This window comes from Brucella rhizosphaerae (assembly GCF_002252475.1).
Lineage (GTDB): Bacteria > Pseudomonadota > Alphaproteobacteria > Rhizobiales > Rhizobiaceae > Brucella > Brucella rhizosphaerae.
This window is the reverse complement of sequence record NZ_NNRK01000026.1, coordinates 553,737-572,674: the sequence shown is the minus strand read 5'-3', so window position 1 is coordinate 572,674 and position 18,938 is coordinate 553,737. Positions and strand designations below refer to the sequence as shown.

Genomic DNA, 18,938 nt, shown 5'->3' with positions numbered 1-18,938 from the left:
GCATGAATAATCCTCTTGCGCGCAATGCTCGTTCGATTGACCATCTGGTTTTGCCGGTGGCCCAACTTGACGAGGCGCGCAAGAGACTTTCTCTCTTAGGATTTACAGTGGCACCGGATGCGCAACATCCATTCGGTACAGCCAATGTCTGCAGTTTTTTCGCAGACGATACCTATCTTGAAATGCTGGCTGTGGATCGTGCGCCGCTTTACGACGCCGCCGCACAGCGAAACAATAGCTTTATCCAGCGCGATTTATCTTACCGTTTTCGTAACGGCGACGATGGTTTTTCTGGAATAGCCTTCAAGACCGATGATTCGCGCGGCGATCATACGGAATTCAAACGCCGCGGCATTTCCGGCGGTCGCATGGTCGAGTTTTCGCGAGCATTTACGTCATCTGACGGCAAGCGCGAGAAAGGCAGTTTTCGACTGGCCTTTGCTGCTGATCTGCGTGCGCCAGATGCATTTTTCTTCACCTGTCAGCGTCTGGCTTACCCAAAAACCGACCGCTCGCATCTGATCGCCCATGAAAATGGTGTGACGGGTTTGCGCCAGATATTACTGTGTGAAGAGAGTCCTGAAGACTTCTCAAGTCTGCTTCAAGGTGTCTTTCATTCACCCGCTCGCCAAGAGGAAGACGGTTCTCTGGCAATTTCCGCCAGCAATTCCGATATAGCAGTTATGACGCCGACACAGTTTGATTGCTGTTTTGGATGGTCGCCGGTCCTTCATGGTCGTGGATTGCGACTTGCAGGTCTGGTCTTCCCGGTTGCTTCGCTTTATGCGGTTGAGCAACTTCTTGTTCGTAACGGAATCGCTTTCACAAAGAGCGAGAGCCGTATTTTCGTCACTCCGGCTCCGGGCCAGGGGGCGTTGTTTGTATTTGAAGGTTCCAAGTCATGACGACCGCAAAATCTGCCGTTCAAATCGGCAATGTTACGTTCTCCAATAGTGCTCCACTGGCGCTGATCGCTGGACCTTGCCAGATGGAAAGCCGTGAACACGCGTTCGATATGGCTGGCCGTCTGGTTGAGATCACCAATAAGCTTGGCATGGGCCTCGTTTATAAGTCGAGCTTTGACAAGGCGAACCGCACCTCGCTCAGCGCGCAGCGCGGCATTGGCCTTGAAAAGGCGCTCGAAGTTTTTGCCGACCTCAAGAAAGAATTCGGCTTTCCTGTTCTGACTGACATTCATACAGAAGCGCAATGCGCGGCTGTTGCTGATGTGGTCGATGTCTTGCAGATTCCGGCATTTCTTTGCCGCCAAACGGACCTGCTGATCGCTGCCGCAAAGACCGGTCGTGCGGTCAATGTGAAGAAGGGCCAGTTTCTTGCGCCGTGGGACATGAAGAATGTGCTTGCCAAGATTACTGAAAATGGCAATCCAAACGTAATGGCAACGGAACGTGGTGCGTCGTTTGGTTACAATACACTTGTTTCCGATATGCGTTCGCTGCCGATCATGGCCAGCTTTGGTTCGCCTGTGATTTTTGATGCGACCCATTCGGTACAGCAGCCCGGTGGGCAGGGTGGTTCTTCCGGTGGTCAGCGCGAATTTGTCCAGACGCTTGCAAGTGCGGCGGTTGCTGTTGGTGTTGCCGGTGTTTTCATTGAAACGCATCAGGATCCGGACAATGCACCGTCCGATGGTCCGAACATGGTGCCAATCGATAAAATGGCCGCACTTCTCGAAAAGCTGATGGCCTTCGACCGGATTGCTAAATCGATTTAAAATTTCATCAGGAATTCACAGGCGGGGGATTTTCCTCTGCCTCTTAATTCTATAATGAAGATGTGAAATCGGATTTCTTCAATGTGTCTCGACAAAGAACGAGGCAATCTACTGGGAAGGACCTGCTCCTATGACTGCAATCATCGACATCGTTGGCCGCGAGATTCTCGATAGCCGCGGAAACCCGACCGTCGAAGTGGACGTAGTGCTTGAAGACGGCTCTTTTGGCCGTGCGGCCGTTCCATCGGGCGCTTCGACTGGCGCACACGAAGCTGTTGAACTGCGTGACGGTGGTAGCCGCTATCTCGGCAAAGGCGTTGAAAAGGCTGTTGAAGCAGTTAACGGCAAGATTTTTGATGCAATCGCCGGTATCGATGCTGAAAGCCAGCTTCTGATCGACCAGACGTTGATTGATCTCGACGGTTCGCCAAACAAGGGCAATCTGGGTGCAAACGCCATTCTTGGTGTTTCGCTTGCTGTTGCCAAGGCTGCTGCACAGGCAACCGGCCTGCCGCTTTACCGCTATGTTGGTGGCGTCAATGCACATGTTCTGCCCGTTCCTATGATGAACATCATCAATGGCGGCGCACATGCTGACAATCCAATCGATTTCCAGGAATTCATGATCCTGCCAGTTGGCGCTTCGTCGATCCGCGAAGCTGTCCGTTATGGTTCGGAAGTGTTCCATACACTCAAGAAGCGTCTCAAGGATGCCGGCCACAACACCAATGTTGGTGACGAAGGTGGCTTTGCTCCAAACCTCAAGAGCGCACAGGCTGCTCTCGACTTCGTACTGGAATCGATTGAACAGGCTGGCTTCAAGCCGGGCGAAGACATTGCAATCGGTCTCGATTGTGCTGCGACCGAATTCTTCAAGGACGGCAACTACGTCTATGAAGGTGAGCGCAAGACCCGCGATCCAAAGGCTCAGGCCAAGTATCTTGCCAAGCTTGCTGCCGATTACCCAATTGTTTCGATTGAAGACGGTATGGCAGAAGACGATTGGGAAGGTTGGAAATATCTGACCGATCTGATCGGCGACAAGTGCCAGCTCGTTGGCGACGATCTGTTCGTTACCAACTCGGCTCGTCTGCGCGATGGTATCAAGATGGGCGTTGCCAACTCGATCCTCGTCAAGGTCAACCAGATTGGTTCGCTCAGCGAAACGCTGGATGCCGTCGAAACCGCTCACAAGGCTGGTTACACTGCAGTTATGTCGCATCGCTCGGGCGAAACAGAAGATTCGACCATTGCCGATCTCGCTGTTGCAACCAACTGCGGCCAGATCAAAACTGGTTCGCTGGCTCGTTCCGACCGTACGGCGAAGTACAACCAGCTTATCCGTATCGAAGAAGAGCTTGGCAAGCAGGCCCGTTATGCAGGTCGCGGCGCGCTGAAGTTCATCTAAGCTTTAGTGACTTTATGAGTTGTAAAGGCGGGCTTTGGCTCGCCTTTTTCTTTGCGTCTTTGTGCAGACATATTTGGTTGGTTTTTAAGAGAGACGCGCTGGGCGCAAATGGGGAGCAGAGTTATGTCGAGCGATACGCTGGGTTTTTATGCGAATAATGCAGCCGCTTATGCGGCCCGCTCCAACGTTAATCCAAGACTGGAGAGTTTTCTCAATCTCGTGCGACCCACAGGGCTTGTTCTTGAGCTTGGCACAGGGAGTGGACAGGATGCCAAAGCTATGCTCGAGCAAGGCTTTGACGTCGATCCGACCGATGGTTCTGGCGAACTGGCTGCAGAAGCTTCACGGCTTTTGAATCGTCCCGTCAGACAAATGTTGTTCCATGAGCTTGAGGCGGTCGAGCGCTATGACGCCATCTATGCATCTGCGTCGCTTCTTCATGCAAATCGCGCGGACTTACCCGACATCGTGCAGCGTATGCACCGTGCGCTAAAGCCGGGTGGCTGGCTATGGGCGAGTTTTAAAGATGGAGCTGATGAAGCCCATGACGCACTCGGCCGATACTATAATTATATGCGAGCAGATGAGATCCTCAGCCTCTGGAAAAGCAATGCATCCTGGAACGCAGTTTCGTCGGAAAGCTGGCAGGGAAGTGGTTACGATCTTGCACCGACCTTATGGCATTCGGTAACAGCACAGCGGTGAATGCCCGACGATTCTTGTAAGCTGCTCTTTTTTCCAGAGAAAATCATCCGCCCTGCAGGACGCGGCTCAAGGCCTCTTACTTCTACCTTCAGCGGCAAGTCATGCCTTATTTGACAAATCCAATTACATTGATATCAATATAAATGTGGTTGCCAGTTAAGTTTACTGACCTATTTCAGCGGGAAGCGAAACGAGGGCAAACGCATCCAATAAAAACGGGCGGACAAAAAGGGAGAGAGAAATGGCTTATATTGAAGGATTTGTGGTTGCGGTTCCAAAGGCGAACAAAGACACATATCAAAAGCATGCCGCCAAGGCAGCTGTGCTGTTCAAGGAGTTTGGCGTAACGCGAATGGTTGAGGCCTGGGGTGACGATGTTCCCGATGGCAAAGTCACTGATTTTCGCCGTGCAGTGCAGGCTACAGCCGATGAAGAAGTAGTTTTCTCGTGGTTCGAATATCCAGACAAGGCCACACGGGATGCTGCGAACGAGAAAATGATGAGTGATCCTCGCATGCAGGAAATGGGCGATACGATGCCTTTTGACGGCAAGCGTATGATCATGGGCGGCTTCTCGACCATTCTGGATGTGTGATTTCCACAAATATTAGCGACGAAATGGCGGCGTTAATGGATTGAATTTGACGTTTGAATTCCGGATGACATCAATGCCGTTTCAAGCGTCAAATTCGAAAAATCTACCAGATTCATAAAGTTGCTAATGGTCCCTTTGATTCCGACATTTGTTCGGTGCTGGTCACTGAGGGATGCAAATGTCGGAATCAGACCACTAGCCGCCATTTGTGATTCTGTGTGATTGATCGCTGAAATGAGGCTCAATTTCAAAAAAATATGCCCGATAAGCTTTTGTCATCGGGTTGCGGTAAATCTCTGTTAAGCAAAATAATGCTTCATGGTGGAAATCGGATTGACGGCTTTTGACGAGAATCAAAGTCGCTCTGAATGTCCGGGAAGGAAGCCGAAATGTGGACCAAGCAGAAACGTAAATCTATCCGCGGGCGCTTTGTGCTCCCTATTTTGACGGCTGCGTTTCTTAGCTATTTCGGTTTTCACGCCTATCATGGCGAGTTTGGTCTTTATTCCCGTATCCAGCTTGAAGAACAGAAAAGCCTGCTTACCCAGCAGCTTGAGAAAGTGACTGCCGACAGGGCAGCGCTTGAGAAGCGCGTCACGCTTTTGCGCGACGGGTCGATCGAAAAGGATATGCTTGACGAGCAAGCGCGCAGGGCGCTTAATCTCTCTCATCCCGATGAAATGACGATAATCGTCTCAAGGGAAGACAAGTCGAATTAACTCAAATCCAGTTAATTGTCTTTTTGTGATATGTTTTTAAGGGCTTGGCGGCATAGCAGCTATGCTCTGGGTGCATATTGTATCTTGTAAATTGCCCGTATAACGTCACAATAGAACAACAATCTTAGAGCGCCGTTCGTCCTTCGGGTGCGCAGGGGTCGCTCTGGTAATTTGAATCGACGCATCATGCCTTCCGAAAATCGATCCCGATTTTTGGGGTTGATGCTTAAGGGAGCGAGATATGGCACCGAGGGCTAAAAGGGCGCCTGCCGGCAAAATGCAGGCGTCTTCTGTTACAACCCCCAAGGCACCTGCGCCTGCAAACTTCGACAAGAAGCAGGAACTGGACGCTTATCGTGAGATGTTGTTGATCCGCCGTTTCGAAGAAAAGGCCGGTCAGCTTTACGGTATGGGCTTCATCGGCGGCTTCTGCCATCTCTACATCGGTCAGGAAGCCGTTGTGGTTGGTATGCAGACAGCGCTGAAGGAAGGCGATCAGATCATCACTTCCTACCGTGACCATGGTCATATGCTTGCTACCGGTATGGAAGCACGCGGTGTCATGGCCGAGTTGACCGGACGCAGTGGAGGCTACTCCAAGGGCAAGGGCGGCTCCATGCACATGTTCTCGAAAGAGAAGGGCTTTTACGGCGGCCACGGTATCGTTGGCGCTCAGGTTCCGATTGGAACCGGTCTTGCTTTCGCGAACAAGTATCGCGGCAATGATAATGTTTCCGTGACTTATTTCGGAGACGGCGCTGCCAATCAGGGCCAGGTCTACGAAAGCTTCAACATGGCATCGCTGTGGAAGCTTCCTGTGATCTACGTGATTGAAAACAACCGTTACGCAATGGGTACATCGGTTTCGCGTTCTTCTGCTGAAACAGATTTCTCCAAGCGCGGTGTCTCGTTCAACGTTCCCGGCATCAAGGTTGACGGCATGGACGTTCGTGCTGTTGCTGCTGCTGCCGAGTTCGCGGTCGATTGGGCACGTTCCGGCAAGGGTCCACTGATCCTTGAAATGGAAACCTATCGCTATCGCGGTCACTCAATGTCTGATCCTGCGAAGTATCGCTCGAAAGACGAAGTGCAGAAGATGCGTTCCGAACACGATCCTATCGAACAGGTAAAACAGCGCCTGATCGAAAAGGGCTGGGCCACTGAAGAAGAGCTGAAGGAAATCGACAAGGAAGTTCGCGACATTGTCGCTGATTCCGCCGATTTCGCTCAAAACGATCCAGAGCCGGAAGCTTCCGAGCTCTACACGGATATTCTGCTCTAATTCGAGAAAGGTGTTGTCATGCCCGTAGAAATTCTCATGCCTGCCCTTTCTCCTACGATGGAAGAGGGCAAACTTTCCAAGTGGCTTAAAAAAGAAGGCGACAAGGTTACGTCTGGTGACGTGATCGCGGAAATCGAAACCGATAAGGCGACGATGGAAGTTGAAGCCGTTGATGAAGGCACAATCGGCAAAATTCTCATCGAAGAAGGCTCAGAAGGCGTGAAGGTCAATACGCCAATCGCAGTTCTTCTTGGAGAGGGTGAAAGCGCATCGGACATCGGTTCTGCACCTGCTGCTAAAGCAGAAGCACCGAAGGAAGAAGCCAGGGAAGAGCCTAAGGCCGAAGAAAAGAAGGCAGCCAGCGTTCCAGCTGCTCCTAAGGTCGAAGTTGCTGCCGATCCTGATATTCCAGCCGGTACGGAAATGGTTTCGACAACTGTGCGTGAAGCACTGCGCGATGCCATGGCCGAAGAAATGCGCCGCGACGACAACGTCTTCGTCATGGGTGAAGAAGTTGCCGAGTATCAGGGCGCTTACAAGATCACGCAGGGGCTTCTCGACGAGTTCGGCCCGCGCCGCGTTGTTGATACACCAATCACCGAACACGGCTTTGCTGGTGTTGGCGTTGGCGCAGCTATGGCTGGTCTGAAGCCAATCGTTGAATTCATGACCTTCAACTTCGCCATGCAGGCGATTGACCAGATCATCAATTCGGCAGCCAAGACACTCTATATGTCTGGTGGTCAGATGGGCGCGCCTATGGTGTTCCGCGGTCCTTCGGGTGCCGCTGCCCGCGTTGCTGCCCAGCATTCGCAGTGCTATGCTGCATGGTACAGCCAGATTCCGGGTCTTAAGGTTGTCATGCCTTACACGGCTGCTGACGCCAAGGGGCTGCTCAAGGCTGCTATCCGTGATCCAAATCCGGTGATCTTCCTCGAAAACGAAATCCTTTACGGTCATCATTTTGATGTACCGAAGCTGGACGATTTCGTTCTGCCGATCGGTAAGGCCCGCATTCATAAGCAAGGCAAAGACGCTACCATCGTTTCGTTCGGTATCGGCATGACCTATGCGGTCAAGGCTGCGGAAGAACTTGCTGGCCTTGGTATCGATGTGGAAATCATCGACCTTCGCACCATCCGTCCAATGGACATTCCAACGGTTGTCGAATCGGTCAAGAAGACCGGCCGTCTCGTGACCGTGGAAGAAGGCTATCCGCAGTCGTCCGTTGGTACTGAAATTGCTACCCGCGTCATGCAGCAGGCGTTCGATTACCTCGATGCGCCGATCCTGACGATTGCTGGCAAGGATGTGCCGATGCCATATGCGGCAAATCTTGAAAAGTTGGCTCTGCCGACTGTTGCAGAAGTGGTAGAAGCGGTGAAAGCCGTAACCTACACCGCCTGAGGAGGTACTGGACATGCCGATTAAGATCACCATGCCAGCACTTTCGCCAACGATGGAAGAAGGCAATCTTTCAAAGTGGCTGGTCAAGGAAGGCGATAAGGTTACATCCGGCGATGTGATTGCCGAGATCGAAACCGATAAAGCAACGATGGAAGTCGAAGCTGTCGATGAAGGCGTTGTTGCCAAGCTGGTGGTTCCTGCCGGAACCGAAGGCGTCAAGGTCAACGCGTTGATCGCAATCCTCGCCGAAGACGGCGAGGATGTTGCTGAAGCTGCCAAAATTACAGCAGGTGGCGGCGATGCTGCTCCTGCACCAAAGGCAGAAGCAGCTAAGGAAGAGCAAAAGAAGGAAGCTGCACCTGCTGCAGCAACCCCGGCTCCTGCAAAGGCTGAACAGCCAGCGGCTGCTCCTGCTGCAAACAAGAGTACCGAAAACAAGGGCGAACGCGTCTTTGCATCGCCACTTGCTCGCCGCATCGCTAAGGACGCAGGCGTCGATGTTGCTGCTGTAGAAGGCACGGGCCCGCATGGCCGTGTCGTTCAGCGTGACGTAGAAGCTGCAATCAAGTCGGGCGGTGCGAAAGCTGCATCGGCTGCGCCACAGGCCGCCGCATCAGCTCCGAAGCCACAGTCGGATGACGCCATCCTCAAGCTCTTTGAAGAAGGCACATACGAAATCGTTCCACACGACGGCATGCGCAAGACGATTGCCCGCCGTCTGGTGGAATCGAAGCAGACTGTTCCGCATTTCTATCTGACGATCGATTGCGAACTGGATGCGCTGTTGGCTCTGCGTTCGCAGATCAATTCAGCTGCACCGCTGATCAAGACGGAGAAGGGCGAGGTTCCGGCCTACAAGCTTTCTGTCAACGATCTGGTGATCAAAGCTGTTGCTCTTGCACTGCGTGATATTCCTGAAGCCAACGTCTCCTGGACTGAAGGCGGCATGATCAAGCACAAGCGTGCGGATGTCGGCGTTGCTGTCTCCATTCCGGGTGGTCTGATTACGCCTATCGTGCGTCAGTCAGAATCGAAGACGCTGTCCGCCATCTCCAACGAGATGAAGGATCTTGCCAAGCGCGCGCGTGATCGCAAGCTTAAGCCTGATGAATATCAGGGTGGTTCGACCTCCGTGTCCAACCTCGGCATGTTTGGCGTCAAGGACTTTGCTGCGATCATCAACCCACCGCATGCGACGATTTTCGCAATCGGTGCGGGCGAACAGCGCGCAGTGGTCAAGAACGGTGAAATCAAGGTTGCGACTGTCATGTCCGTAACGCTTTCCACCGATCATCGTGCAGTCGACGGCGCTCTTGCTGCCGAACTTGCACAGGCCTTCAAGCGTCACATCGAAAACCCGATGGGTATGCTGGTGTAATATGACATTAACGCCAAGGCTTTTCGTTGCCTCTACTATCGGGAAAAGCCTTGGCGGTTTCTCTGCTGTCAGGAACGATATACTGATGCCCAGGTTGCTTGCGTGGCTTGGGTTTGCTTTTTTTTGTTTAGTTTTTCAGTTTATTGATCAGGTCTATTTTCCGCGGAGCCATAACGTATGAAATCTGTTTTATGTTTTGGTGATTCACTAACTTGGGGTTATCAGGCTCCAAATGGCTCGCGTCTTGTATTGGAAGACCGCTGGCCCTCTGTTTTGCAGAACGCACTCGGTTCGCAGGCCAACGTTATTGCCGAAGGGCTGAACGGTCGCACGACTGCCTTTGATGACTATACGGCAGCGGAAGATCGCAACGGTGCTCGTATTCTGCCGACTTTGCTCGGCACACATTCCCCGCTTGATCTGGTTATTATTTTGCTTGGTAGCAATGATATGAAGCCGCAGGTCGTGGGTGACGCATTTTCCAGCCATTCCGGTATGCGCAGATTGATCCAGATCATTCGTTCACACCCTTATGGCGAAGGTTCTAGAGTCCCTGAAATCCTTATTGTAGCGCCACCACATATCAGCGAGAGCGCTGATCCGGCGTTTGCTGCGATGTTCTCAGGTGGCATCGTTGAATCAGTAAAGTTGGGTCAGTTACTTTCCAAACTCGCTGATGAGATGAAGTGCGCATTTTTTGATGCATCTGCTGTCGCGAAGACGACTTCGCTTGATGGTGTGCATCTGGATAGAGAAAATACCCGGGCAATCGGACAAGGGCTGGAGCCCGTTGTTCGTGCAGTGCTTGGTCTGTAAATTATCGGGCCGATAATTTCGGCTTTTTGAACAGTGAAATATATGTCGGTGATCCGGCATAAAGACCACTCGAGGAGAATGAGCTTGTCCAACAGTTACGACGTTATTGTTATCGGATCGGGTCCTGGAGGCTATGTAGCAGCTATTCGTGCAGCACAGCTTGGGCTCAAGACGGCTGTTGTGGAGCGCGAACATCTGGCTGGTATTTGCTCCAACTGGGGTTGTATTCCAACAAAGGCGTTGCTGCGCTCGGCTGAAGTAAAGCACCTTGCTGATCATGCCAAAAACTATGGCCTGAAGCTTGAAGGCTCGATCACAGCCGACATTAAGGCCGTCGTTTCCCGCTCGCGCGGTATCGCGGAACGCATGAACGGCGGCGTTGGTTTCCTCATGAAGAAGAACAAGATCGATGTAATCTGGGGCGAAGCTAAGCTCGTCAAGCCGGGTGAAATCGTCGTTTCCAAGACTTCCAAGGCCCCAATGCAGCCACAGGCACCGTTGCCGAAGAATACGCTGGGTGAGGGTACTTATAAGGCTAAGAACATCATCGTTGCCACTGGTGCACGCCCACGTGCGCTTCCAGGTATCGAGCCAGATGGCAAATTGATCTGGACATATTTTGAAGCCATGGTTCCACAAGAACTGCCTAAGACCATGCTGGTCATGGGGTCTGGCGCAATCGGTATCGAATTCGCCTCGTTCTACAATGACATGGGCGTTGACGTTACCGTTGTAGAACTGATGTCGAATATTATGCCGGTTGAAGATGCAGAAATCTCGACTTTCGCGCGTAAGCAGCTTGAAAAGCGTGGCCTCAAGATCATTACCGAAGCCAAGGTTTCCAAGGTGGAGAAGGGCGCAAATAATGTGACCGCCCATATCGAAACCAAAGACGGCAAGGTTCAGACGCTTACCGTTGATCGCATGATCTCGGCAGTCGGCGTTCAGGGCAACATCGAGAATATCGGCCTTGAAGCGCTCGGCATCAAGACAGATCGCGGTTGCATCGCCATCGATGCTTATTGCAAGACCAATGTTGACGGCATTTATGCGATCGGCGACGTCGCAGGTCCACCAATGCTGGCTCACAAGGCTGAGCATGAAGCGGTTATCTGCGTCGAGAAGATTGCCGGTTTGCCGAATGTTCATCCGCTAGACCGCAATATGATCCCGGGCTGCACCTATTGTAATCCGCAGGTAGCTTCTGTTGGCATCACTGAAGCCAAGGCGAAAGAGCTGGGTCGCGATATTCGTGTCGGTCGTTTCCCGTTTGTCGCCAACGGCAAGGCAATCGCGCTTGGCGAAGATCAGGGTCTGGTTAAGACAATTTTCGACAAAAAGACCGGACAGCTGCTGGGTGCACATCTGGTTGGTGCAGAAGTAACGGAGCTTATTCAGGGCTTCGTTGTGGCAATGAACCTCGAAACCACCGAAGAAGAGCTGATGCATTCGGTCTTCCCGCATCCAACAATTTCTGAGACGATGAAGGAAAGTGTACTGGATGCCTATGGTCGCGCGCTGAACATGTAACTGGAAATGCTCTAAACAGGAGTAGGCACATTCCACTGATCGATAATGGAGGGCCTTGGCGGCGTGCCGCCTGGCCCATGATCAAATGGTGTACTGCAGGCGGTCTTGCGCTGGGTTTTCTCGCAGGAAGCTTCAGTCTGATCGGCGGAAACACCATATCGATCAATGGAATGGCGATTGCTGGCTGGTACGGTGTTTGGACACTGACCTTGGCACTTGGCTTTGGCGGCCTTATATTCGGTTTCATATGGGCTCTGGTTTTTAGAGCGATTGGGATTGCAGCGAGACGGTAAGCCGCAGTTTTGGGCATTGCATAGCAGTGCTTCAAATTGTTAGGGCAAGCCATATTCAGGGGTCTACCCATTGTTGGAGCACAGGCCGGCAGGCATTTTGTTCCAGATAGGCAGGAAACAGCATGGTTACAGTTCTCGACACAGTGAACCAGAGACGTCAGCGGCACCCTGAAAAGGCTCACCGTCCGGACAATGAAGTTCTGAAGAAGCCGGACTGGATTCGCGTCAAGGCTCCTGTTTCGCGCGGCTACAATGAAACGCGTGAAATCGTCCGCTCCAACAAGCTTGTCACGGTTTGTGAAGAGGCTGGTTGCCCGAACATTGGCGAGTGCTGGGAAAAGAAGCACGCAACCTTCATGATCATGGGTGAAATCTGCACCCGTGCCTGTGCTTTCTGTAATGTGTCGACCGGTATTCCAAAGGCTCTCGATCCAAATGAGCCCGAGAATGTTGGTCGTGCCGTCAAGCAGATGGGTCTGACTCACGTTGTTATCACTTCGGTTGATCGTGACGATCTGGCAGATGGTGGCGCGCAGCATTTTGCCGACGTTATTCGCGCGATCCGTGAGGCAACACCAAAGACGACGATCGAAATTCTGACGCCAGACTTTCTGCGTAAGGAAGGCGCGCTTGAGATCGTGGTCAAGGCACGCCCTGACGTATTTAATCATAATCTGGAAACTGTCCCTTCCAGGTATCTCAAGGTTCGACCGGGTGCACGTTATTTCCACTCTATCCGTCTGTTGCAGCGTGTGAAGGAACTCGACCCAACGATCTTTACCAAATCCGGCATCATGGTTGGCCTTGGCGAAGAGCGGAACGAAATCCTGCAGCTGATGGACGATCTTCGCTCAGCTGACGTGGATTTCATGACGATTGGCCAGTATCTCCAGCCAACCCGTAAGCACCATCCGGTTATCCGTTTTGTGACGCCGGACGAATTCAAGTCTTTCGAGACGATTGGTCGTACCAAGGGCTTCCTGCTTGTTGCGTCCAGCCCGCTGACACGCTCATCGCACCATGCTGGCGATGATTTTGCGAAGCTAAAGGCTGCACGTGAAGCGCAGGTCGCAGCACAGGCTTAATATCGCATGCCGCAGTTTACGAATGTCAGACGCGTTCACCACAGGGCAGACCAGATGTTTGCCCTGGTTTCGGATGTTGAAAAATATCCGCAGTTTTTGCCCATGTGTGAAGCTTTGTCGATCCGATCGCGCAAGGTGAAAGACGGTAAAACGTTTCTCATTGCTGATATGACGGTGGGCTATAAGCTGATCCGCGAGACTTTCACCAGTCAGGTGTTTTTAAAGCCGGAAGAGAATGTCATCGACGTGAAATATGTCGATGGCCCATTCCGTTATCTCGATAATCGCTGGACGTTCAAGCCGGTCGGCGATGGCTCTGAATGTGATGTCGAGTTTTTCATCGATTATGAATTCAAGAGCCGCACGCTTGGGCTTTTGATGGGATCGATGTTTGATCTCGCTTTCCGCAAATTCTCGGAAGCCTTCGAGAAGCGTGCTGATCAGATTTATGGGCTTAAGAATTAAGCGCTTCAAGAACCAGAGCCAGTGCAGCAAGCACGGTTTCGTGGCGAATATCTTCGCGTGATTTCTCACCAAAGCGGCATTCTCTGTGAAGAGTTGCATGGCCTTTGCGGGCGCTTGCAATGTGCACAAGGCCGACAGGCTTTTCAGCTGATCCACCGCCGGGACCGGCAATACCTGTGACAGCGATACTGATGCCTGCGCGCGAATGGGCGAGGGCGCCTTCAGCCATGGCAATGGCCACTTCCTCTGAAACAGCGCCGACACGATTGATCAGTTCCATGGGAACGCCGATCATTTCGTTCTTGGCTTCATTGGAATAGGTGACGAAACCCCGATCCACCACATCAGACGAACCGGCAATGTCTGTCAGTGCGCCCGCAATAAGTCCGCCTGTGCAGGATTCTGCTGTCGCAATCATGATGCCGTGCTTGCGGCATGCATTGAGAACGCCGATGGCCTGAGTTTCTGCAACCAGTGTCATTCAGGAACCTCATGGGCCGGAACCTCATGGGCCGGAACCTCACCCGGATAGATCACTGTTGCCGTCACAATAGCAGCGATACCTTCGCCACGGCCAACGAAGCCCATTTTCTCGTTGGTGGTGGCTTTGACTGAAATACGGTCGTGTGAAATTCCAAGCATATTTGCCATGGCTTCTGTCATGGCAGGACGGTGCGGCCCAATCTTGGGTTCTTCGGCAATGATCGTCACATCCGCATTGGCAATGCGTCCACCTGCTTCGCGGACGATTTTCACCGCATGTTCAACGAAAATATGGGATGCGGCACCTTTCCATTGCGGATCGGAAGGCGGGAAATGTGTGCCGATATCACCTGCGCCACGCGTCGCCAGCAATGCATCGGTTAAGGCATGCAGCGCTACATCTGCATCAGAGTGGCCGTTAAGCTTCTTGTTGTGCGGAATAGCAACGCCGCAGAGCGTGACATGATCGCCGGGTTCAAAGCTGTGAACGTCATAGCCATTGCCGGTGCGGATATCTGGAAATGAAGTCATGCCATGCCTCAAGCGTTTGTCGGCCATTTCGATGTCTTTGGCCCATGTTAATTTCGTATTATCAGCGGAACCTTCAATGATACGTACTGAAAGCCCATAGGATTCCGCGATGGATGCATCGTCGGTAAAATCTGAGCGGCCGCTGATGAATGCTTTCTCATGCGCGTCGAGGATCGGCGCGAAGGGAAATGCCTGCGGCGTTTGTGCTGCGAAAAGACCAGCACGCGGAATGGTCGTTTTGACGGTTCCATCACTCGCAGATTGCTTCAATGTGTCGGATACCGCAAGCGCAGGCAGCACACCTTCTTCTGGCGTCAGATTGTCGAATATCCGCGTAAGAAGATCCTGCTCAATGAATGGGCGCACGCCATCATGAATGAGCACATAGTGCGGAGCGTCTTCGTTGAGCGCCAGCAGACCGAGCCGTGTGGATTCTTGCCGCGTCGGACCACCGGTTACGACGCGAATATTCGAGCCGTGATCTGCAATAGCAGTGGTATAAAGTGTTGTGTCGTCCGCGTGAATAACCACGACAATCTGATCAATCTCAGGGCATTGCGCAAAAGCCCGTAGTGTACGCGCGAGCACAGCTTCGCCGCCGATCTGCCGATATTGTTTCGGCCCTTCGGTGCTTTGTCCTGCTCGTTCGCCACGCCCCGCGGCTACGATGACTGCTGCTGCCCGTGAAATGTTGGTCGCCTTTGCCAAAAGATTCATCTATTCAAACAATCGTCTGCAAGCCGAATAATGCCTTGCGCAAATAATTGCCAGACGGCAATGCATTTATCATCACGAGCATGCGCTTTTCCTTGCGTTCAATGCATTGAATGATTAAAGTGTGTGCTAATTGCATCATGCACATCAAATGGGCATTTATTGGTGACTCTCCTCACACAACCTCTGAACATACGTGGCGTGGTACTTCAAAACCGCGTGTTTCTCGCGCCGATGTCCGGTGTTTCCGATCTTCCATTTCGCAAACGTGCTGCTGAGGCTGGCGCTGGAATGGTCGTGTCTGAGATGGTTGCGAGCGCTGAACTCTGCAATCGACATAAGGAAAGTATGCTGCGCCTGTCCGGTGAAGGGCTTGGTACGCATGTTGTGCAGCTCGCGGGGCGTGAAGGTCACTGGATGGGCGAAGCCGCCAAGATCGCCGAGGGTGAGGGCGCGGATATCATCGATATCAATATGGGCTGTCCCGCCAAGAAGGTGACTGGCGGTTATTCCGGTTCCGCGCTGATGCGCGATCTTGACCATGCTATAACATTGGTCGAGGCGACAGTTAACGCCGTCAAGGTGCCCGTTACATTGAAAATGCGTCTCGGTTGGGACGAGAACAGCATCAACGCGCCTGAATTGGCAAAGCGTGCTGAAGATGCGGGCATTGCGATGGTGACGGTTCATGGTCGCACACGGTGTCAGTTCTATGAAGGCACTGCCGATTGGGATGCCATTCATGCTGTACGCGACGTGATAAAAATCCCATTGGTTGCCAACGGAGACGTGTCTTCACGCGCCGATGCTGAAGAGCTGTTGCGCCGTTCGGGTGCTGACGCAGTGATGGTTGGTCGCGCTTCTTATGGCCAACCTTGGCTGGCCGGTTTGATCGCAGGCGGTGATTTCGCACCGCGTTCTCAAAAAGACGTTCTTTCTTATATTATAAGGCATTACGAAGATATGCTTGACCATTATGGCAGCAAAACTGGCATCCGCCATGCGAGAAAGCATCTCGGGTGGTATCTGGATCGCCATGCTGGTGAAGCATTCTCGCCGTCAGATAAGGCTGAAATCATGACGCTCATCGAACCTGAAGCGGTTGTCGCGGCGCTGGGTCGTCTTTTTCTGCGTGATGGAAATCACTCAGACGCTATTCGAAAGGTCGCATGATGGTTGGAAGAGCCGAAACGGGTGGCATCCCGGGCATAATATTGGATGCGATCAACCAGCCCGTCATCATGGTGAGTACCGACAATCACATTGTCTACGCGAATATGGATGCAGAGCAGTTTTTCCGCTCCGGTTCTTCCATTCTGGCGCGCAACCGGCTCGAATCTTTTCTTCCGTTTGGAAGCCCCTTGCTGGCTCTGGTTGATCAGGTTCGTACCAGTCAGGTGCCTGTTAATGAATATCGCGTCGATATCTCGTCTCCCAAGCTGGGAGCTGAGCGCATTGTTGATCTTTACGTGGCACCTGTGATCGAGACGCCGGGCGCTGTGGTTATTCTGTTTAAGGAAAAGACCATGGCGGAGAAGATCGATCGCCAGATGACGCATCGTGGCGCTGCACGTTCTGTAACGGGACTTGCTTCCATGTTGGCGCATGAAATCAAAAATCCGCTTTCAGGTATTCGTGGTGCGGCACAATTGCTTGAACAGGTGGTAACGGATGAAGATCGCGCACTTGCGCGGCTCATTACCGATGAAACCGACCGTATTGTTAAACTCGTCGATCGCATGGAAGTGTTTTCTGATGAACGTCCAATTGAGCGCAGTGCAGTAAATATTTACTCGGTGCTCGACCATGTGAAGGCAATCGCACGGAATGGGTTCGCTCGACATATCCGTTTTGTCGAAGAATACGATCCTTCGTTGCCACCTGTTTTTGCCAATCGGGATCAGCTGGTTCAGGTGTTCCTCAATCTGGTGAAGAACGCGGCAGAAGCTCTCGGTAATCGCGAAGGTGCTGAAATTACGCTTTCAACGGCCTATCGACCAGGCATTCGCTTGCAGGTTCCAGGCGCAAGTGACCGCGTGGCTTTGCCGCTTGAATTCTGTGTGCATGATAATGGCCCGGGCGTGCCCGAAGATATGTTGCCACATCTGTTTGATCCATTCGTGACCACAAAGACCAATGGTTCGGGGCTTGGGCTGGCGCTCGTTGCCAAGATTATTGGTGATCATGGCGGTATCATCGAGTGCGACAGTCATCCATCCCGCACGACCTTCCGCATTCTGATGCCTGCATGGAAAAGTTCAGCCGATAACATGGGTTCAAAGAGCCCGAAGGTGTCTGCAAAGACAGGAGATAACGCATGATTGCCGGACGTCCGACAGGTACGATTCTCGTTGCAGATGACGATGCTGCAATTCGTACGGTGCTTAATCAGGCGCTGTCCCGTGCAGGTTTTGATGTTCGGGTGACCTCCAATGCAGCATCGCTCTGGCGTTGGGTTGCTGCTGGCGATGGTGATCTGGTTATTACAGACGTCAATATGCCGGATGAAAATGCGTTTGATCTGCTGCCGCGCATCAAGAAAATGCGCCCTGATCTGCCTATTGTTGTGATGAGCGCGCAGAATACATTCATGACTGCGATCCGTGCTTCGGAAGCGGGTGCCTATGAATATTTGCCAAAGCCTTTCGATCTGACAGAACTTATCAATATTGTCGGTCGTGCGTTATCTGAGCCCAAGCATAAGCCTGCGGCTTCGATGCCTGATGAGCAGGCTGAAAACATGCCGCTGGTCGGCCGTTCGCCTGCGATGCAGGAAATCTACCGTGTGCTTGCCCGTATGATGCAGACCGATCTGACCATGATGGTCACGGGTGAGTCGGGCACCGGTAAGGAGCTGGTTGCGCGCGCACTTCATGAGTATGGTCGCCGTCGCAAAGGGCCGTTTGTCGCAATCAATATGGCTGCGATCCCGCGTGATCTGATCGAGTCCGAGTTGTTCGGTCATGAAAAGGGAGCCTTTACCGGCGCGCAAAATCGTTCAAGCGGACGTTTTGAGCAGGCCAATGGCGGCACCCTCTTTCTCGATGAAATCGGTGACATGCCGATGGAAGCGCAGACACGCTTGTTACGCGTGCTGCAACAGGGCGAATACATGACCGTCGGTGGTCGCACGCCCATCAAAACTGATGTGCGCATCGTGGCTGCAACCAACAAGGATTTGCGCCAGCTCATCGCACAGGGGCTTTTCCGTGAAGATCTCTATTACCGGTTGAATGTTGTGCCTCTGCGCCTGCCACCACTGCGTGAGCGTAGCGAGGATGTGCCTGATCTTGTGCGTCATTTCTTCAAGAGAGCTGCTGAAGAGGGGCTACCGGAGAAACGCATTACCGCTGCCGGTTTCGACATGATGCGTCGCTACCAATGGCCAGGCAACGTGCGTGAGCTTGAAAATCTTGTACGTAGATTGTCAGCACTTTATCCGCAGGAAGAAATTTCTCCGGAGATTATCGAAGCTGAACTGAAGTCGGAGCTTTCAAAGCCTGACGTGCCAGCTAATACGTCGGGCGATATTGAAAACATCACCATCTCACAGGTGGTTGAGCACAATATGCAGCGTTATTTCGCGTCTTTTGGCTCTGATTTGCCACCACCTGGCTTGTACCACCGTGTTCTGGCGGAACTGGAATACCCGCTTATCCTTGCTTGTCTCACGGCTACGCGCGGCAATCAGATCAAAGCGGCTGAGATTCTTGGGTTGAACCGCAACACTTTGCGCAAGAAGATCAGAGAACTTGGCGTCAACATCTATCGCGGCGCTAAACAAGGCTAAAC

Annotated in this window: 19 protein-coding genes; 17 read left to right on the top strand and 2 right to left on the bottom strand. The window is 52.5% G+C overall.

All coding sequences use genetic code 11. From position 1 onward, the window contains the following. Positions 1–2: 2 nt before the first annotated feature. From CEV32_RS12125 to CEV32_RS12060, 14 genes are all read left to right on the top strand, one after another. Positions 3–905, top strand: a complete 903-nt coding sequence (locus tag CEV32_RS12125) for a VOC family protein (RefSeq protein WP_094577359.1) — start codon at positions 3–5, stop codon at positions 903–905. After that, positions 902–1,735 carry a 3-deoxy-8-phosphooctulonate synthase gene (gene kdsA, locus CEV32_RS12120; protein WP_094577358.1) on the top strand — a complete coding sequence of 278 codons (834 nt, stop codon included), beginning with the start codon at positions 902–904 and terminating at the stop codon, positions 1,733–1,735. Before CEV32_RS12125 ends, kdsA begins: the two co-directional genes overlap by 4 nt. A gap of 130 nt (positions 1,736–1,865) precedes the next feature. Then, positions 1,866–3,143 carry a phosphopyruvate hydratase gene (gene eno / locus CEV32_RS12115; RefSeq protein WP_094577357.1) on the top strand — a complete coding sequence of 426 codons (1,278 nt, stop codon included), beginning with the start codon at positions 1,866–1,868 and terminating at the stop codon, positions 3,141–3,143. Between the two features lie 123 nt (positions 3,144–3,266). Then, complete coding sequence (locus CEV32_RS12110) at positions 3,267–3,848, top strand: class I SAM-dependent methyltransferase (protein WP_094577356.1); 582 nt, start codon at positions 3,267–3,269, stop codon at positions 3,846–3,848. 241 nt (positions 3,849–4,089) lie between these two features. Next, positions 4,090–4,443, top strand: coding sequence for a DUF1428 domain-containing protein (locus CEV32_RS12105; RefSeq protein WP_094577355.1), 354 nt, complete (start codon positions 4,090–4,092; stop codon positions 4,441–4,443). A 389-nt stretch (positions 4,444–4,832) separates the two neighbouring features. After that, on the top strand, positions 4,833–5,162 hold the full coding sequence (locus CEV32_RS12100) for an FtsB family cell division protein (RefSeq protein WP_094577490.1): 330 nt from the start codon (positions 4,833–4,835) through the stop codon (positions 5,160–5,162). A gap of 241 nt (positions 5,163–5,403) precedes the next feature. Beyond that, a complete protein-coding gene (gene pdhA, locus CEV32_RS12095; RefSeq protein WP_094577354.1) occupies positions 5,404–6,444 on the top strand; it encodes a pyruvate dehydrogenase (acetyl-transferring) E1 component subunit alpha in 1,041 nt (346 codons plus the stop codon). Between the two features lie 18 nt (positions 6,445–6,462). After that, positions 6,463–7,851 (top strand): pyruvate dehydrogenase complex E1 component subunit beta, encoded by a 1,389-nt coding sequence (locus CEV32_RS12090; protein ID WP_094577353.1) that lies wholly within the window; start codon positions 6,463–6,465, stop codon positions 7,849–7,851. Between the two features lie 13 nt (positions 7,852–7,864). Beyond that, entirely contained in the window at positions 7,865–9,229 is a 1,365-nt protein-coding gene (locus tag CEV32_RS12085) for a pyruvate dehydrogenase complex dihydrolipoamide acetyltransferase (protein WP_094577352.1), read from the top strand. A 177-nt stretch (positions 9,230–9,406) separates the two neighbouring features. Next, positions 9,407–10,045, top strand: coding sequence for an SGNH/GDSL hydrolase family protein (locus CEV32_RS12080; RefSeq protein WP_094577351.1), 639 nt, complete (start codon positions 9,407–9,409; stop codon positions 10,043–10,045). An 84-nt stretch (positions 10,046–10,129) separates the two neighbouring features. After that, positions 10,130–11,575, top strand: a complete 1,446-nt coding sequence (gene lpdA, locus CEV32_RS12075; RefSeq protein ID WP_094577350.1) for a dihydrolipoyl dehydrogenase — start codon at positions 10,130–10,132, stop codon at positions 11,573–11,575. Positions 11,576–11,652: 77 nt separating this feature from the next. Then, a complete protein-coding gene (locus tag CEV32_RS12070; protein ID WP_094577349.1) occupies positions 11,653–11,868 on the top strand; it encodes a hypothetical protein in 216 nt (71 codons plus the stop codon). Positions 11,869–11,990: 122 nt separating this feature from the next. Next, positions 11,991–12,953 (top strand): lipoyl synthase, encoded by a 963-nt coding sequence (lipA, locus tag CEV32_RS12065; protein ID WP_094577348.1) that lies wholly within the window; start codon positions 11,991–11,993, stop codon positions 12,951–12,953. A gap of 6 nt (positions 12,954–12,959) precedes the next feature. Continuing rightward, on the top strand, positions 12,960–13,418 hold the full coding sequence (locus CEV32_RS12060; RefSeq protein ID WP_094577347.1) for a type II toxin-antitoxin system RatA family toxin: 459 nt from the start codon (positions 12,960–12,962) through the stop codon (positions 13,416–13,418). Here the strand turns inward: CEV32_RS12060 and CEV32_RS12055 are convergent. Both CEV32_RS12055 and CEV32_RS12050 read right to left on the bottom strand, forming a co-directional pair. After that, positions 13,408–13,899: a CinA family protein gene (locus tag CEV32_RS12055; RefSeq protein ID WP_094577346.1), complete on the bottom strand. Its 492-nt coding sequence runs from the start codon at positions 13,897–13,899 to the stop codon at positions 13,408–13,410. The genes CEV32_RS12060 and CEV32_RS12055 overlap by 11 nt on opposite strands. Beyond that, complete coding sequence (locus CEV32_RS12050) at positions 13,896–15,149, bottom strand: bifunctional 2-C-methyl-D-erythritol 4-phosphate cytidylyltransferase/2-C-methyl-D-erythritol 2,4-cyclodiphosphate synthase (protein ID WP_094577345.1); 1,254 nt, start codon at positions 15,147–15,149, stop codon at positions 13,896–13,898. The genes CEV32_RS12055 and CEV32_RS12050 overlap by 4 nt, the downstream gene beginning before the upstream one ends. Before the next feature lie 162 nt (positions 15,150–15,311). Between CEV32_RS12050 and dusB the strand changes: the two genes are divergently transcribed. The 3 genes from dusB to ntrC are packed head-to-tail and all read left to right on the top strand — an operon-like array spanning position 15,312 to position 18,936. Then, positions 15,312–16,319 (top strand): tRNA dihydrouridine synthase DusB, encoded by a 1,008-nt coding sequence (gene dusB, locus CEV32_RS12045; RefSeq protein WP_208620844.1) that lies wholly within the window; start codon positions 15,312–15,314, stop codon positions 16,317–16,319. Continuing rightward, positions 16,319–17,467: a two-component system sensor histidine kinase NtrB gene (locus CEV32_RS12040; protein WP_094577489.1), complete on the top strand. Its 1,149-nt coding sequence runs from the start codon at positions 16,319–16,321 to the stop codon at positions 17,465–17,467. Before dusB ends, CEV32_RS12040 begins: the two co-directional genes overlap by 1 nt. Beyond that, on the top strand, positions 17,464–18,936 hold the full coding sequence (ntrC, locus tag CEV32_RS12035) for a nitrogen regulation protein NR(I) (RefSeq protein WP_094577343.1): 1,473 nt from the start codon (positions 17,464–17,466) through the stop codon (positions 18,934–18,936). The genes CEV32_RS12040 and ntrC overlap by 4 nt, the downstream gene beginning before the upstream one ends. The last annotated feature ends 2 nt before the right edge of the window (positions 18,937–18,938 follow it).